Origin of the sequence: Hamadaea flava (assembly GCF_024172085.1) — a bacterium.
Lineage (GTDB): Bacteria > Actinomycetota > Actinomycetes > Mycobacteriales > Micromonosporaceae > Hamadaea > Hamadaea flava.
Map to the genome: position 1 here is coordinate 3,296,693 of NZ_JAMZDZ010000001.1, position 14,941 is coordinate 3,311,633.

Below are 14,941 nucleotides of genomic sequence, written 5' to 3' on the forward strand. Positions count from 1 at the left end.
ACCCCGACACGTTCGATGACCGTCCGGTCAACGGACGACCGGTTCAAACAGTCGTCAATGTCTTCTCACGGTGCAAACGGCGACGGCGAAGGACGAACCCGACCCAGGAGACCGCCACGACCGTCCCGACGGCAACCTGGATGACGGTCGTATACCGGGCGGGGTAGACCACCCCGGTCAGGTAGGTGTCGATGAACCCTCGGCTCAGACCGGCTTCGCCGGCCCCTCGCCGCCCCCAGCTCTCCAACGCGGTCAGCGGGCAGTGCCAGCCGAAGACCGTGCTGGTCAGCCCCCACGTCGCCATGGCCAGGTGCGGCCAGATCACCCACGGCCAGCGCCAGGCGAGGAACCCGCCCACCACGAGGAAGACGAGCAGTCCGAAGTGCACGACCATGGTCGCCTCGGCGACCAGCCGATACCCCATGGTTCGAGGTTAACCCCGCAGGCGCGCCACACGCGCAAGATCGTCGGCACCGACGACTGTGACGAGGCGACCTGGTGATCACGGAGTTGCGGAGTTGATCAGGGTGCTGGGAACACGACACGCCGGTTGATCACGACCGAAAGTTCATGATCAACGGGGGAGGCCGAGGCGGTTGACGGTGACGGTGCGCTGCTCTAGGCGTACCAGATGCGCGTCGAGACGCTGGTGGAAGTCCGACAGGTCGCGATCCGCGGACCAGGCCACCTCCGCCACGGCCGCGAGCCGCGGGAAGGCGCGGAACTGCACGAGCGAGGGCGTGGGCGTGTACTCGCTCCAGAGCATGCCCTGGGTGCCCAGGACGCGCCCGGCGGCACCGGTCGGGACCGGCTCGAAGCCGTAGACCCGGTCGAGCGGGGTATGCCCGCCGATGGCCAGCGGTTCGTCCGGCGACTGCGTCTCGTAGTGATCGAGGTAGACGAATTCTTGCGGCACCGCGACCACCTCGTGCCCGGCGTCCAGCGCGGCGGTCACCCGTTCGGCGCCACGCCAGGCGAAGATCAGCGTGTCCTTCGGCGGCGCGGCCTCGACCAGCTCGTCCCACGCCGCGATCTTGCGGCCGTGCCCGGCCAGGTGGTCGCCCATCTCCTTGATCCACCAGCCCAGCAGCTCGGCCGTGCCGCCGAGGCCCTCGTTGGCCACCCGCTTCTGCGCGGCCTCGCTCACGGTCCACTCGTCGAGCGGCACCTCGTCCCCGCCGAGGTGCACATATTCGAACGGGAAGACCGCCACGACCTCGTCCAGCACGTCGCGGGCGAAGGCCAGCGTCGCGTCGTCGGTGTTGAGGACATGCTTCGAGATACCCCAGGCGGTACGCACCGGAAGCTGCCGTTCGGGGTCGTTGCCCAGCCACGGGTACGCCGAGACGGCGGCCTGCATGTGGCCGGGCAGGTCGATCTCCGGCATGATCCGGACTCCCCGGCTCTGGGCGTACGTCACCAGGTCCCGCAACTGCTCCTGGGTGTAGAACCCGCCGTGCGGGGTCCCGTCGAACCTCCCGTCCCGGGCATGCCCCGAGTTGGACTCCGTCCGGTACGCCCCGACCTCGGTGAGGCGGGGGTACTTGTGCACCTCGAAGCGCCAGCCCTGGTCGTCGGTCAGATGCAGGTGCAGGGTGTTGAGCTTGTGCAGGGCCAGCAGGTCGACGAATTCGCGGACGAACTCGATCGGGTGGCACCAGCGGGCGACGTCGAGCAGGGCGCCCCGCCAGGGCAGCCGGGGGACGTCGGTGATCTCGGCGTACGGGAGGCCGTCGGGGTGGGCGAGCTGGCGCAGCGTGGACACCGCCCAGCGCAGGCCGGCCTCGGTCGTCGCGAGCGCCTCGACCCCGCTGCCGTCGATCCGCAGCCGGTAGCCTTCTGGGCCGAGCTCGGCGTCCTCGGTCAGCTGGAACGAGCCACCGACGCCAGGCAGCACCTCGGCGAGCAGGCCGGCGATCGCCGGAGGGGCGGTGACCTGGGCGGACTCGGCCAGCGGCAGTACGCCGGGCGGGAAGATCGCGTGGGCCGGACGAGGGATGATCGCGGGCTCGGGCATGGGGAACTCCCTGCTGAGGGGACAGCGCTTTCCTCGACCATGATCGCAGAGTCGACGATTGATCGTGGGGCGGCTGCCGCACTCGCCGGTCGCGTACGGTCGGGCGGCTCTCGGGGCGGTCGTTTGTCGGTGTTCCGCGCGATAATCGGGCCATGTGCCGAAGCATCAAGACGCTGCGCCCGCCGTTCCAGGAATTGGTGACGGAGGAGGACATCCGGGCGGCCGCGCTCCAATACGTCCGCAAGATCTCCGGCTTCCGCGCGCCCGCCGCGCACAACGCCGAGGCGTTCGACCGCGCGGTCGAAGCCGTGACTCAGGCGACCGCCGAACTGCTGGGCTCCCTGCAGGTCCGCCGGTAGCCGTAGGGTTTGGGTCCTCAGCCCAGGTAGCCCTCGACCTGCGCTGCCGACCGGGCTTCGGCGTCGTCCGGGTTCTGGTGGGCGGCCGCCCTGGCGCGACGCTGCCGGAGCAGATCCCAGAACTGGTCTAGCTCGACCTCGATCGCGGCCAGGCGGGGCTGCTCGGTCTCCGGGTTCAGCTGACCGGAGCTGAGCTTCGACCGCAGCTCGCGCTCCTCGGTCTCCAGGTCGTTGATGTGCTTGAGGATCTGGTCGTCGGTCAGATGCCGGCGCTTGTCGGCCTGGTCGGACATGGTGCTCCTCCTGTCGGGCGTCCCCCGCGCGGCTGGGACACGTAGCTCAGTCTGCCAGCGGATGTGGCGTCCGTCATCCGATCTTGCGGACCAGGCCACGCCAGGAGCACGCTTTCTGACGTGAGTGAGGCTGCGATGGCGGCGGCCCGCCCCTCGCGCAAGTGGCTGCGGTGGGCGGCGTACTCCGTCACAGCCGCGATCGTCTTCTTCGTGCTGCGGAACCGCCTTCCCCACCCCGCCGACGTGATCAACGCCGCGCACTCCGTGGACCTCCGCTGGTTCGCCCTCGCGAGCGTCGCCCAGCTCTGCTCCCTGGCCAACTTCGCCCGTCAGCAACGGCGACTGCTCAGTGCGTTCGGCGTACGCATGACGCTCCCGCAGTCGATGGCCTTGACGCTGAGCCGGTCGGCGATCGCGATCAGCCTGCCCGCCGGGTCGGCCGTGTCCGCCGCCTTCGCGTTCCAGCAGTTCCGGGCGAAGGGCGCGAGCAAGCCGGTGGCGACCGCGGTCATGGTGCTGTCCGGGGTGATGTCGTTCGTCGGGCTGGGCGTGCTCTACCTGATCGGCGGCACGGTCACCGGGCTGATCAGCGTGTGCGTCGGCGCGGCCAGCCTGGTCGGGCTGACCGCCCTGGTCGTGGTGCTGTGGCGGCGCTGGAACCCGACCTCCGACGGCCGGATCGCCCGCCTCGTACGCTCAGCGCACGACGTCGCACCCCGGCACTGGCTCCTCGCACTGCTCTTCGCAGTGGTGAACTGGTTCGCCGACCTGCTCTGCCTCTTCGCCGTCGCCCGGTCGTTCGACGTGAGCCTGTCGATCGGCGCGATCGCGGCGACCTACCTGGGTGTGCAGATCGTCCGGCAGATCCCGCTGACCCCGGGCGGCATCGGCGTGATCGAGACCGGCCTGCTCGCCGGGCTGGTCGGCGCGGGGGCGGCCAGTGCTCCGGCGGCGGCGACCGTCCTCGGCTACCGCGTGCTCTCCTGCTGGCTGATCATCCCGGTCGGCTTCCTCGCCTGGACCGCGCTGCGCCGGGCCGGACGGGCGGCGCTGGACGCGGTCACCCCAGCGCTGGACGTGGTCGGGCCGGCGCTCGACGCGGTCACGCCGACGTCGGTCGCGGACGCCGAGCCGGAACCCGCCGCCGTCTAACCCCGCGCCCGATCCGCGCCGTTCCGCCGCCGCGCTGCCGCTCGCCCGTTCCAGGCGGCTGGATCAGGTGCGGATCACGGTTACGCGTGCATCCCACGTCCAAGATCGCACGCATGACAGTGATCCGCATCCAACGGCAGACGCCCAAGGGCGAGCAGGGACCTGCGAGTGGGGCGTTTCAAGCGCCCGTCCACGGGTACGCGCCGCGCATGGAGCGTGGGAGCAGCAAACACGGCCCCCAGTTGGACGACGAGATGGCCCGGGAGACCCGGGTGCTGACTCAAGGCAGCGGCGGCGGGCGTACCGAGGAGTGGCGGGAAGCCGAACCGGCCGGCGACGGACAACCCGAACCGAACTGGGCTCTCGAAGGCAGTATCGACGTCGCAGAAGGGGATGAAACCGACGCCGATCGGCGAGACTGGCGTGCCCGGGTGGGGTCGTTCTTGCACAAGAGCGATTTCCCAGCGGGCCGCGAAGATCTCGTGAACACCGCGCAGGCCGAGAACGCCCCGCCAGAGGTGCTCGCGGCGCTGGAGAAGCTGCCCGTCGACGGGCGGTACGCCAACGCCCGCGAGCTGTGGGGCGCGCTCGGACTGCGGATCGACGAGCGGTTCTAGCTGATCTTGAATGGGAGACGTCGCCTGGGCGACGTCTCCCATTCAAGATCGGCCAGGTGGGCTAGAGGTACCGGACGGCGATCGACGCGAACACTTCGCGGTCGGTCCCCGGCCGGTCGAACAATCGGCGCAGGCCGCGAATCGTGGGGTCGTCGGCGTCCAACCCGGCGGCCTCGGCGGCCTGCTTCCAGCGTTCCTCGTCACCTGCCGAGTCCAGCAACTCCGCCAGCGTCGTCCGCGCGGCGGTACTCTCCTCGCCGCGAAGCGCACCGAGGGTGTCCAGGAGCCACGGCCAGCGGACCATCAGCTCGACGAACCGGGCCATCTCGATGCTGTGCCGTTCGACCGCCGAGATGCTGCTGCTCAGGTGCCCGGTGAGGTAGTCGAGGACCATGTAGAAGCGCCACAGGTTGAGGAAGGCCTTGGTCTGCCTCGGATTGCGCTGCGGCAGATTCAGCACCGCCGTACGCAGTGCGAGCCGGACAGGCGGCAGGCGCTCAAGGTCCTCCGCGAGTTGCGCCCCGGTCGCGGTGTCCGAGGGCGCCGACGGATCCAGCGCGGCGAACGGCGCGGCCAACCCCGCCGGATCAGCCGCCACTCCCGGTCCCTCCGACAAGGTTCCCAGCGGAGAAGCGGCCGCCCGCTGAGCCGGAACCCGAGAAGCCTGCGCGGGCGAAGCGTCGAGCAGCGCGTCGAGATACGAGGCCATCGCCTGATCGCGTACGCGCGGAAGCCGGATCGGCAGGTCGAGGATCTTCTCCATGAACCGCCACCCGGTGTGCTGGAGGTGGCCGAACGTCGCGGGGTCGTCGTGCGCCCGCCGCCGCAGTGATTCGTACACCGTCTCCAGCTGCGCCGCGACGGTCGCCGGATCGAGTGCGATCACGAACAGGCAGTCGCCGAACGCCTTGTTCAGGAACAGGTTGACCGCCTCGATGGTGTCCGAGACGATCGCCGGGCTGCATCGGTCGAGGTCGTCGACCATGATGATCACCGGCGAGTGGGCGGTGGCGAGCGCGACGACTTCGCGTACGTCGTGTTGCAGCATATAGAGGTAGCCGCGCTGGCTGTTCTCCAGCGGGTCACGGGCGGCCTTCCAGTCGCGGTCGCCGTCGTCCGCCGCGACGCCGTCGGCGGCCGGGCGGGTCAGCACGTCGGGCGAGATCCAGCCGCGTACCTGTTTGAAGCTGGAGAAGGCCAGGTTGCCGATGATCCAGGCGGCGGTGATGCCGATGACCGCGCCCGAGCCGAGCAGCGCGTTGAAGTCGGTGTTGTTCCAGGCCGCGACGCCGACGGCGACCACACCCATGATCACGATGGTCGCGACGGTCAGCCCGATCAGCATGCCGACCAGGGTCCGGGGGATGTAGCTGGCGAGGATGCGCTTGCGCATCGCGGCCGGGTCGGTCCGCCGCAGGTTCAGATCGAACCACAGCCGCTCGCGCTGCGCGGGCGGCAGCCGGTCCGTGATCGAGGTCAAGATCTCCCGGGTCAGCCCGGCCCAGACCTGGTCAGGCTTCTCGTACATCCACGGGTTGAACCACACGGTAATCGCCGTGCTGTCCGCGTCGGCGCGCGGCCGCATCTCGTACTCCAGTCGCTGGTCGGCCTCCGCGGGCCGCGCGATCTGCCGCCAGGCCCAGGCTCTCGTCAGTCTGGTACGCACGACGCCGCCCTGCCATTTCGTTCGTCGGCCGGCGAACAGCCCTTTCGGCGTCTCCGCCTCGGGCCGGGCGAGCAGTTCGTGCGTCGTCTCGACCGGGGTCTTCGCGTCCGCGGCCAGCGCCCCCGGCGGATCCACTTTGGCGCGCAGCTGGCGGAGGACGCTCGACTTGCCCTGGCCCCACGGCGCGTGGATGCCGACGACGACGGGCGGTTTGGTGCTCGGCGACATCAACACCGAGTGGATCGTGTCGATCAACCCGTCGCGGGAGAGTTTGTCGAGGTCGGTGGGCTGATCCTGGAGCAGGATCGAGGCCGGGCGGACGGCGGATCCGATCGAGCCGCCGGAGCGCAGGAGGCTGCCGGTCGCGATCGGCCAGAGGCGTACGCTGCCGTCGTCGTCGGCGGCGAACAACGCCGGGCGCGTGACTCCGGTGCCACGGCCGTCTGGGGGCGCGATCTCGACGACGCCCAGCGCCCGGACCGTCGAGGTGCCGAACCGGACCGGCTTGCCGACCGGCGTGCCGTCGGTCTGCCAGACCATCACCCGGCCGTCGTCGAACCCGCCGAAGATCAGGACTTCCTGGCCGATCCGGGCGGCGGCCAGCGCCGAGACCTGAGCGCTGCTGTGCGTGTACCGGAACCCGGAGGCGACCGTACGCGCGACGGGGTCCACGTATTCCAGGACGCAGGTGTCGCCGTCGGGCCGGGCGGTGACGACCTGATGCCGGGTGCCGTCGTCGAGCGGGCAGGCCGCCGAGATCTGATGGCTCGACACCACCGAGACGGCCTCCGGGCTCTGCACCGCCACGACGCGTACGCCCCGGGTGGAGGCGACGGTGAGCAGCGCTCCGTCGGCGTACGGCACCGCCACCAGGGCGTTGACCGCCCCGCAGTCGCTGATGAGGACGGCGGCCTGGTCCCCCTCGGACAGTCCGCAGATCCGGACCGAGCCGTCGGCGCTGCCGCTGGCGACGTACTGAGCGCCCCGCAGACGAAAGGGTGCCAGCGCCCACACCTCGCCCTGATGCCCCATCGGCAGTTCGGTACGCAGCCCGCCGGAGACGGGGTCCCAGTCGAACACCCGCCGGTCGGCCCCGCCGCTGATCAGGTGCGGGTTCAGCGCGGTGCCCGCCGAGGTCAGCGAGCGGACGGTGCTGACGTGCGCCTTCAGGGCGAGCGGCTGCCGGGCGGTGTTCATCGGGTCGAACCCGCCCGGCGGCATCTCGGTGTCGGGGTCGAGGACGTGGACCGTCTGGTCCACCCCGGCGCACGCGACGTACTGCCCGTTCGCGGTGACGCCGCTGACCGCGACCCAGGTCGTGCCGGGCGCGGCGAACAGGTCGCGCCCGGTGACGTCGCTGATCAGCTCGGTCTGCAGCGGGGTCATCTCGACCCGGCCGTGCATGTCGCCGGAGGCGATCACCACGCCGCCGTCGGCGGTGGTCGCGCAGGCCAGCGCCCAGACCTCGCCGAGGTGCCGGGTGATCTCCCGGAGCGGCCGGTCGGTCGGCCCGTCGAAGCGCCACAACGCCACCGAGCCGCTGGCCGAGGCCGACACCAGCAGCGGCGTCTCCGCGTCCCGGACGAACCGCAGGCGACGGACGGTCGCGGCCTCGTACAACGTGCGCCCCGGACGCAGACCCGCGTCGCGGTCGGCGATCCACAGCTTGACCGTGCCGTCGGCGCTGCCGCTGGCGACCACGTACCCCGAGGCCGGTTCGTCGACCGCGATCAGCGACCAGATCTGGCCGCCGTGGACCCGGGGCTCCCGCGACACCCGGCCGCGATCGAGGTCGTGCAGATCCCAGGTGGCCAGCGAGTTGTCGTTGTACGCACAGGCCAGCCACTGCGAGCCGAGCGCGCGATAGGCGCAGATCTTGAACGGGCGCACATCCCCGCCACCGGCCGAGTCGGGCAGCGTGGTCACCCCGGTGGCGCCCGGCCTCCACAGCACTACGCCGTCGTCGTGGATCGCCGCGACGACCTGGGTTCCGTCGGCCAGCACTCCGACGGCCACGTCCTGGACCGCACCCTCGCCGATCTGCTGGGCGGCGGCCTGCCGGCCGGTGGCCAGGTCGAAGAGCCGCACCACACCATCGGCGCCACCGACGACGAGCCGATCCGGTACGCCGTCGCGCCCCGGCAGCCGGGCGACCGAATGGGCGGCGATCCCGGTGGCGAGCACCCGGATGACCTCGTTCTCCGGCGCCGTACGCAGTTCCACGCCCTGACTGCGGCTGGCCGCGATGATCAACTCGCCGTCGAGACGCAGGAACGTCATGTTCTCCACAGCGCCGCCGAGCCTGGTCAGTTCCGCCACGCGGTCGTCCCCCGTTCGCCCTTGCGGTCTTGTTGTACCTTCTGGCAAGGCACTTCCATCGCACTTGTCGAAGGCACTACGTGGATATCATGCGGCGTTCCTGTTCGGGTGTCCGGTTCATGACCCATCCTGGGGTCACCCCGGGCTCGGGCGAGACGAGCGAACGGTGAAGACGAACACCCGACGGCGCCGCGAGGTGGCAACCGTGGACGAAGACCTCTCCGCCACCGCGGCGGCCGCTCCGGCGGAACCCATCTCGGCGGCCACTCCGGCGCACCCGCGCGGCCTGCTCGGCCGACTGAGCGGGATGGACTGGCTGGCGATCGCGCTGCTCGTCGCGGGCGGTCTGGCGACCGCTACCGGCCTCCTGCCTGCCCGCGACGCGAGCGAGACGCTCGAACGCATCCTGCCGATCCTGATCTTCCTGTTCTCGGTGGTCATCCTGGCCGAGCTGACCGCCGAGGCCGAGGTCTTCGACGTGATCGCGGCGCGGGTGACGATCGCGGCGCGCGGCAGCAACGTCGCACTGTTCTGGCTCTGCCTGGCCTTCGCCGCACTGACCACGATGTTCCTGAACCTCGACACGACCGCCGTCCTGCTCACGCCGGTCATGTTGGCGACCGCCGTACGCGCCGGGGTCGCCCCGCTGCCGCTGGCGATGACGACGGTGTGGCTGGCCAACACGGCGAGCCTGTTGTTGCCCGTCTCCAACCTCACCAACCTCCTCGCCGCCAGCCGTGTGAAGCTCAGCCCGGTCGCCTTCGCCGAGCGGATGGCGCTGCCTCAACTCGCCGCGATCGTCGTCGTCGCGGGTTGTCTCTGGATCTTCTATTGGCGGCGCAACCCGCCGCGTTACACACCGCCGAGTCCGCACCGGGCGGGCAACCGTCCACTGTTCTGGGTCGCCTCGGTCTGCTGCGCGGTCTTCATCACCGGCCTGCTGCTGGACGTGCCGCTGGCGTACATGACGCCGGTCTGCGCGGCCGTCCTCGTCGCCGCGTTCGCGAAGTGGGGGCGGCGGCACCTGCGCTGGAGCCTGATCCCGTGGCGGCTGGTCGTCTTCGTGACCGGCCTGTTCCTCGTGGTCGAGACGGTCGGCCAGCACGGCCTCGACTCGATGATGACCTCGCTGATCGGCACCGACCCGGGCGCGACCGGCACCTGGCGCGCGGCGATCGCCGGCGGCGGCTTCGCCAACATCCTCAACAACCTGCCCAGCTACGTCGCCGGCGAGGCGGTCATCCCGGAGGCCAACCACACGCAGGGGCTCGGCCTGCTCATCGGCACCAACGTCGGCCCGCTGATCACGCCGTGGGCGTCGCTGGCCACCCTGATCTGGGCCGAGCACTGCCGCAACCGGGGCGTGGCGATCGACTGGCGCAAGTTCGTCCTGACCGGCGCCGCCACGGCCGCCGCCGTCCTCGCGGCCAGCGTCGCCGTCCTCATCGTCACCTGATTTCCCCTCGCCCCGGCGAAGCGACCCTGCAGATCACGGATACGCATGCTTCCGACGGCCGAGATCGCATGCGTATCCGTGATCTGCAGGGAACAGCGGGAGCGGGTCAGCCGCCGTTGGACGGGCGGTAGGGGGTGCGGGTCACGAGGGTGGCAGCCTCGGTCGCGCCGGTGAGGCGGCCGAGGATGGTCAGGAACGCGCGGCCCATGACCGCCCGTGCCTGCACCGCCGGGTGGGTCGCCCCGAAGTCCTCCGGGTTCGCCTGACCCCTCGCGAAGAAGGCGTACGTGAGCAGGGGTTCACCGGCGGTGTCGAAGACGATCCCGGCCTCGTTGCGGCCGTCGTCGAACCAGCCCGCCTTGGTGGCGATCCGGGCCCGCTCGTCGGAGGACATCTCCCGGCGTACGCCGTCGGTGAAGGCGATCGGCGAGCGCAGCAGCCCCACCAGGTACGCCGTCGAGGCCGGGCTGAGCAGGTCGCCCCGGACCAGCGCCCGGAGCAGGTCGTGCATCTCGGTGGGAGTGGTGGTGCCGAGGAAGAACCGGTTCGGGTTGGCGACCGGCTCCACCTGCGTACGCGGGAAGCCCTTGGCGACGAGGATCTGGTTGATCTCCAGCGCCGGGGCGACCAGCCCACAGAGGCGTACCGCCGTGTCGTCGGAGACGGTGAGCAGCGCGGCGAGCGCGTGGCCCAAGGTGACCGAGCTGGGGTAGGCCCCGTCGAGGCTGAAGATCCCGTCGCCGCCGGGGATGACGATCGCCGAGGTCACCTCGATGCGCTGGTCGAGCGCGAGCAGCCCGCGGTCGACCTTGTCGAGGACCGCGATCGCGACCGGGATCTTGTTCACGCTATAGGACTCGACCGTGTCGTCGACGCCGGCCGCCACGGCCGAGATCGGTCCGGCCGCGCCTTCGACGCTCACCTTGGCGTTCCAGGTTCCGCCGGCCTTCTTCGCGGCGGCCTTGTAGACCAGGCCGATCGCGGCGGCGGCTTGTTCCGGGGTGGCCTGGGCGGACACGGACGGGCTGGCCTCCTCGGCGGCGGCGGACTCGGCCGTGCCGAACACGGCCGTCGCAGCTGCGACGCTACCGAATCCGAGTGCCGCGCGGCGGCTCATCGGGACGGTCATGCTGATACCTCCTCGTAGCGAGATCATCCGTCGGGAAGACGTGATCGGCGCGGAATTACGTTGCGGGTCGACCGGGATTTCCGGTTTGCTGCGATCATGAAAGGCATCGACCTCTCCCGCGCGTACGCCGCCGATGTCGTCGAGCCGCTGCTCACGCGGCATTTCCCGGACCTGCGGTACGCCACCGCCCGGCTGGGGTCCGGGTCGGACATGCTCGGGCTGGACGACGAGATCAGCCGCGATCACGACTGGGGCTGCCGGCTGACCCTGCTGCTGCCGAACGCTGAGCACGCCCGGGTCGCGACCGTGCACGCGATGCTCGAAGCCGAACTGCCGCCCGAGTACGCCGGCCACCGGGTGCGCTTCCCCGTCACCTGGAATCAGACCGAGTCCCACCAGGTCGAGGTGGCGACGGTGACCGACTTCGCGGCCAGCCGCCTCGGCGCTCGGCCCGCCGGCGACCACACGCTGACCACGAAGGGCTGGCTGACCGTCACCGGCCAGGGCGTACTGGAGGTCACTGCCGGGGCTGTCTTCACCGACACGACCGGGGAACTGGGTCCGCTCCGCGACGCCCTGCGCTGGTATCCCGCCGAGGTGGACCGGTTCGTGCTGGCCACCGCCTGGATCCGGATCGGGATGCGGATGTCGTTCATCGGGCGTACCGCCGAACGAGGTCAGGAGCTCCAGTCGCGGATCCTCTCCGCGGCCCTGGCCGGTGAGCTGATGGAACTGTCCTACCTGGTCCACCGCCGCTGGGCCCCGTACGCCAAATGGCGCGAAGCGCTGCTCCCGGCCAAGGAGTCCCTGACCGAGCCGCTGCGGCGGCTGCTCGACTCCGATGACTGGCGCGACCGGGAGCGAGCCGTCCTCGACGCGGCCGAGCTGCTCCTGAAGGTCCAGCGGGAGAACGGGCGGCCCGGCCCCGAGACGGCGGCGGCCCGCTTCTTCGATCGTCCCTTCTGGACGATTGCCGACGAGGTGCAGTCGTCGCTGCTGGCCGAGGTCACCGACGCCGGGCTGAAGGCGATGCCGCATGGCGTCGGCGCGGTGGGCCAATGGGCCGACAGCGATCCCCTGCTGAGCAATCCGGACAATCGCGCCAAGCTGGCGGAGATCTATGACAACCTGACGGGCGGGCTAACCAGTTAGTAGGAGGTAACTGGTTAGCCCCATCGTGAGGAGGCACCCCCGTGCGTCTTGCCCGAGCAGTCGCCGCCACCGCCCTGATCACCGCGCTCGGCGTCACCGCCGCCGCCAGTCCGGCCGTCGCGGCCGGGCAGCCGGAGAGCCCGTACGGCGACTCCGGCTGGTTCCCCACGCCCAGTGAGCCCGCCGAGATTCCCGGCGGCGCGCTGTGCGCCTTCCCCATCCGGATCGAGGAGCCCATCGACGGCGTCCGTGGCCGGGTCATCGCCACCGAGCCCGAACTGCAGGAGGAGTACCTCGGCCCGCTGACGGTCAAGGTGACCAATCTGGACACTGGCGCGTCGGCCACCGTCAACGCGAGCGGCCACGGGCACGTGGTCACCTATCACGCCGACGGCAGCCAGACCTGGGACTGGTCCGGCCCGGTCGCCATGGGCTTCCGGCCCGACCGCGCCAACAACCACGCCGCCGGGCTCTACTTGCTGACCGGCCGCTACATCGCGGAACTCACGCCCGCGGGCCGCACCCTCAGCTACGCCAAGGGCACGGAGAAGGACATCTGCGCGATGATCGCGTGACGCTCAGGCCGTGGGGCGGCTCTTGCTGATCCGGCCCCACGGCTTGAAAACAGCCAACGTGTACGCGATGAGCAGGCAGACCGGTGACACGACAGGCGGATAGGCCAGATCGCCGACGGCCGCCAGCTCCAGGGAACGCTGAATCGCGGGGGCGAGCCCGACGAGCACGAGCGCCGTGAGGATGAGGTTGAGCACCAGCTTGACCGCCACCCACCAGTACCTGACCAGGCCGTAGCGGCTGCCGAGGCCGAGCAGCAGCCCGCTCAGCAGGCTGATCGTGCCCGTGGTCAGCAGCGACGGCACCGCGAAGGTGTCCAGCGCCCGGAAGCTGAGCATCCGGGTGCTCGGGTCGTCCGTGGTCGCCGCGACGCCGACGAAGACGGCCATCACCACGTCGACTCCGAGCCACACGCCGGCCGCCAGGATATGGACGAGCAGGATCGCTTTACGCGTACGCGGGCCGAACCGTTTCACGACTGTCCTCCCAGGCCGGTGGCGAGCAGATCGAAGGCGCGTACGCCGAACTCGGTCGTCTCGGCGGCGAGCCGATCCGGCGCGACCCCGGCGGCGACGGCTCGCCGGACGTGATCGATGAGCGCGCGATGCACTCCCATCAGCGCGTTGGCGACCACGTACGCGGTGACCTCGTCAGCACCCGGCTCGGCGGCGAGGAGCCCGGCCAACGCAGCGGTCGCCTCGGCCATGACCCGCTGCTCGCGCGTACGCAGAGCGGCGCTGCCGGCGATGACCCGGTTGAGCGTCCGCAGCCGCTCCCACGCCTCCGCGTCCGTGGCGACCTGGGCCAGCAGTCCCCCAGTACGCAGCAGTCGATCCCGGAACGCGGCCAGCGCCGACACGCCCGGCGCACGATCACGGACGGCGTCGACGAGCCCGCTCTCGAAGCTCTCGAACCGCGAGTAGAAGAGGTCTTCCTTGGCCGGGAAGTAGTTGAAGACGGTCGCCTCGGCGACCTGGGCCTCGCGGGCCACCTCGGCGACGGTCACCCGGTCGAACCCGCGCTCGGCGAACAACCGGCCCGCGACCTCGGCGAGGTGTCGCCGAGTCTGTTCCTTCTTGACTTCCCGCAACCCCATGGCGCTAATCTTAGGGCAGCTCTAAAATTGGGGCAACACCAAATTCAAGGAGGAATCATGACCGTCCTCGACCTCGTGCAGCGCTGGGCCGCCGCCGAGCAGCGGAACGACGCGACCGCGCTGGATCAGGTGCTGGCCGACGGTTTCGTCGGCGTCGGCCCGTTCGGCTTCGTGCTGAACCGGCAGCAATGGCTCGCCCGGTTCGGTCAGGGCCTGGCCAACCAGGCCGTGGCCGTGGAAGAGCCGCAGGTGCACGACCACGACGGGGCTGCCGTGGTGATCGGCGTCCTCGACCAGCACACGACCCATCAAGGCCAGGACAAGTCCGGCCGATACCGGGTCACGATCGTGGCCGTCGGCGACGCCGGCGAACAGCGGGTGGCGGCCGTGCACATCGGCCCGCTGCACGACCCCCGGCGTTGATCAGACCCGGTGGACTCGATTGCTTAGGCTGGAGTGAAGATCCCAAGGGGGAACTTGTCCGGCTGCCCAAGGAGAGCGCCATGGAATGGCTGATCGGCATCGTCTGTCTGGTTCTGATCGTGCTTGTCGTCGGCGGGTGGGGCGTGTCCGTTTACAACGGGCTCGTTCGCGCGCGCAACGGGTACAAGAACGCCTTCGCCCAGATCGATGTGCAACTCACCCGGCGGCATGACCTGATCCCCAACCTGGTGGAGACGGCCAAGGGGTACATCAAGCACGAGCGGGAGACCCTCGAGGCCGTCACCGCGGCGCGGACCCGGGCCGTCACGGCGCAGTCCGCCGCCGGAGCGAACCCGGGCGACCCGGCCGCGATGCAGGAGCTGGGCGGGGCCGAAGGCATGCTGACGCAAGCGCTGGGCCGCCTGTTCGCGGTCGCCGAGGCCTACCCGGATCTGAAGGCCAACCAGAACATGATGCAGCTCTCCGAGGAGCTGACCAGCACGGAGAACCGGGTCGCGTTCGCGCGCCAGGCGTACAACGACTCCGTCATGGCCTACAACAACAAGCGGGAGGTCTTCCCGGCGAACCTGATCGCGGGGATGGGCGGCTTCGGCCAGGCCGCGCTGCTGGAGATCGAGGACCCGCAGCAGCGTCAGGCGCCCAAGGTCCAGTTCTGAGCCCGGGCCGGA

The 14,941-nt window shown here is 70.4% G+C and carries 15 protein-coding genes; 8 read left to right on the plus strand and 7 right to left on the minus strand.

All coding sequences use genetic code 11. From position 1 onward, the window contains the following. Window positions 1-43: 43 nt before the first annotated feature. Window positions 44-424, minus strand: coding sequence for a DUF2784 domain-containing protein (locus tag HDA40_RS15400; protein ID WP_253756294.1), 381 nt, complete (start codon window positions 422-424; stop codon window positions 44-46). Between the two features lie 150 nt (window positions 425-574). Continuing rightward, window positions 575-2,017 (minus strand): beta-N-acetylhexosaminidase, encoded by a 1,443-nt coding sequence (locus HDA40_RS15405; RefSeq protein WP_253756296.1) that lies wholly within the window; start codon window positions 2,015-2,017, stop codon window positions 575-577. A gap of 152 nt (window positions 2,018-2,169) precedes the next feature. On the opposite strand from HDA40_RS15405, the gene HDA40_RS15410 reads away from it, so the two are divergent. Beyond that, complete coding sequence (locus HDA40_RS15410; protein WP_253756298.1) at window positions 2,170-2,376, plus strand: DUF2277 domain-containing protein; 207 nt, start codon at window positions 2,170-2,172, stop codon at window positions 2,374-2,376. 17 nt (window positions 2,377-2,393) lie between these two features. On the opposite strand, the gene HDA40_RS15415 is transcribed toward HDA40_RS15410, so the two are convergent. Further along, window positions 2,394-2,669, minus strand: coding sequence for a DUF2630 family protein (locus HDA40_RS15415; protein ID WP_253756300.1), 276 nt, complete (start codon window positions 2,667-2,669; stop codon window positions 2,394-2,396). Between the two features lie 120 nt (window positions 2,670-2,789). On the opposite strand from HDA40_RS15415, the gene HDA40_RS15420 reads away from it, so the two are divergent. Both HDA40_RS15420 and HDA40_RS15425 read left to right on the plus strand, forming a co-directional pair. Continuing rightward, complete coding sequence (locus HDA40_RS15420; protein WP_253756302.1) at window positions 2,790-3,821, plus strand: lysylphosphatidylglycerol synthase transmembrane domain-containing protein; 1,032 nt, start codon at window positions 2,790-2,792, stop codon at window positions 3,819-3,821. A gap of 113 nt (window positions 3,822-3,934) precedes the next feature. Then, window positions 3,935-4,438, plus strand: coding sequence for a DUF2795 domain-containing protein (locus HDA40_RS15425; RefSeq protein WP_253756304.1), 504 nt, complete (start codon window positions 3,935-3,937; stop codon window positions 4,436-4,438). Window positions 4,439-4,499: 61 nt separating this feature from the next. On the opposite strand, the gene HDA40_RS15430 is transcribed toward HDA40_RS15425, so the two are convergent. Beyond that, window positions 4,500-8,423, minus strand: a complete 3,924-nt coding sequence (locus HDA40_RS15430) for a P-loop NTPase fold protein (protein ID WP_253756306.1) — start codon at window positions 8,421-8,423, stop codon at window positions 4,500-4,502. Between the two features lie 166 nt (window positions 8,424-8,589). On the opposite strand from HDA40_RS15430, the gene HDA40_RS15435 reads away from it, so the two are divergent. Beyond that, window positions 8,590-9,879 (plus strand): ArsB/NhaD family transporter, encoded by a 1,290-nt coding sequence (locus HDA40_RS15435; protein WP_253756308.1) that lies wholly within the window; start codon window positions 8,590-8,592, stop codon window positions 9,877-9,879. Between the two features lie 106 nt (window positions 9,880-9,985). Here the strand turns inward: HDA40_RS15435 and HDA40_RS15440 are convergent, their stop codons facing one another. Beyond that, complete coding sequence (locus HDA40_RS15440; protein WP_253756310.1) at window positions 9,986-11,008, minus strand: serine hydrolase; 1,023 nt, start codon at window positions 11,006-11,008, stop codon at window positions 9,986-9,988. 96 nt (window positions 11,009-11,104) lie between these two features. Here HDA40_RS15440 and HDA40_RS15445 point away from each other — a divergent pair, with 96 nt between their 5' ends. Then, window positions 11,105-12,160: a DUF4037 domain-containing protein gene (locus HDA40_RS15445; protein ID WP_253756312.1), complete on the plus strand. Its 1,056-nt coding sequence runs from the start codon at window positions 11,105-11,107 to the stop codon at window positions 12,158-12,160. Between the two features lie 41 nt (window positions 12,161-12,201). After that, window positions 12,202-12,735, plus strand: coding sequence for a hypothetical protein (locus HDA40_RS15450; protein WP_253756314.1), 534 nt, complete (start codon window positions 12,202-12,204; stop codon window positions 12,733-12,735). Between the two features lie 3 nt (window positions 12,736-12,738). On the opposite strand, the gene HDA40_RS15455 is transcribed toward HDA40_RS15450, so the two are convergent. Next, complete coding sequence (locus HDA40_RS15455) at window positions 12,739-13,209, minus strand: hypothetical protein (RefSeq protein ID WP_253756316.1); 471 nt, start codon at window positions 13,207-13,209, stop codon at window positions 12,739-12,741. Next, a complete protein-coding gene (locus tag HDA40_RS15460; protein ID WP_253756318.1) occupies window positions 13,206-13,829 on the minus strand; it encodes a TetR/AcrR family transcriptional regulator in 624 nt (207 codons plus the stop codon). The genes HDA40_RS15455 and HDA40_RS15460 overlap by 4 nt, the downstream gene beginning before the upstream one ends. 57 nt (window positions 13,830-13,886) lie before the next feature. On the opposite strand from HDA40_RS15460, the gene HDA40_RS15465 reads away from it, so the two are divergent. After that, window positions 13,887-14,252: a nuclear transport factor 2 family protein gene (locus HDA40_RS15465; RefSeq protein ID WP_253756320.1), complete on the plus strand. Its 366-nt coding sequence runs from the start codon at window positions 13,887-13,889 to the stop codon at window positions 14,250-14,252. Between the two features lie 80 nt (window positions 14,253-14,332). Further along, the gene (locus HDA40_RS15470; protein WP_253756322.1) at window positions 14,333-14,929 is read left to right on the plus strand and encodes a LemA family protein; all 597 of its coding nucleotides are present in this window, start codon (window positions 14,333-14,335) and stop codon (window positions 14,927-14,929) included. The last annotated feature ends 12 nt before the right edge of the window (window positions 14,930-14,941 follow it).

Bases quoted from the DNA above. Each gene is read 5' to 3' on its own strand.
- HDA40_RS15415 (WP_253756300.1), bottom strand. From the start codon at position 2,669: ATGTCCGACCAGGCCGACAAGCGCCGGCATCTGACCGACGACCAGATC.
- HDA40_RS15400 (WP_253756294.1), bottom strand. From the start codon at position 424: ATGGGGTATCGGCTGGTCGCCGAGGCGACCATGGTCGTGCACTTCGGA.
- HDA40_RS15460 (WP_253756318.1), bottom strand. From the start codon at position 13,829: ATGGGGTTGCGGGAAGTCAAGAAGGAACAGACTCGGCGACACCTCGCC.
- HDA40_RS15440 (WP_253756310.1), bottom strand. From the start codon at position 11,008: ATGACCGTCCCGATGAGCCGCCGCGCGGCACTCGGATTCGGTAGCGTC.
- HDA40_RS15445 (WP_253756312.1), top strand. From the start codon at position 11,105: ATGAAAGGCATCGACCTCTCCCGCGCGTACGCCGCCGATGTCGTCGAG.
- HDA40_RS15425 (WP_253756304.1), top strand. From the start codon at position 3,935: ATGACAGTGATCCGCATCCAACGGCAGACGCCCAAGGGCGAGCAGGGA.
- HDA40_RS15405 (WP_253756296.1), bottom strand. From the start codon at position 2,017: ATGCCCGAGCCCGCGATCATCCCTCGTCCGGCCCACGCGATCTTCCCG.
- HDA40_RS15465 (WP_253756320.1), top strand. From the start codon at position 13,887: ATGACCGTCCTCGACCTCGTGCAGCGCTGGGCCGCCGCCGAGCAGCGG.
- HDA40_RS15470 (WP_253756322.1), top strand. From the start codon at position 14,333: ATGGAATGGCTGATCGGCATCGTCTGTCTGGTTCTGATCGTGCTTGTC.
- HDA40_RS15410 (WP_253756298.1), top strand. From the start codon at position 2,170: ATGTGCCGAAGCATCAAGACGCTGCGCCCGCCGTTCCAGGAATTGGTG.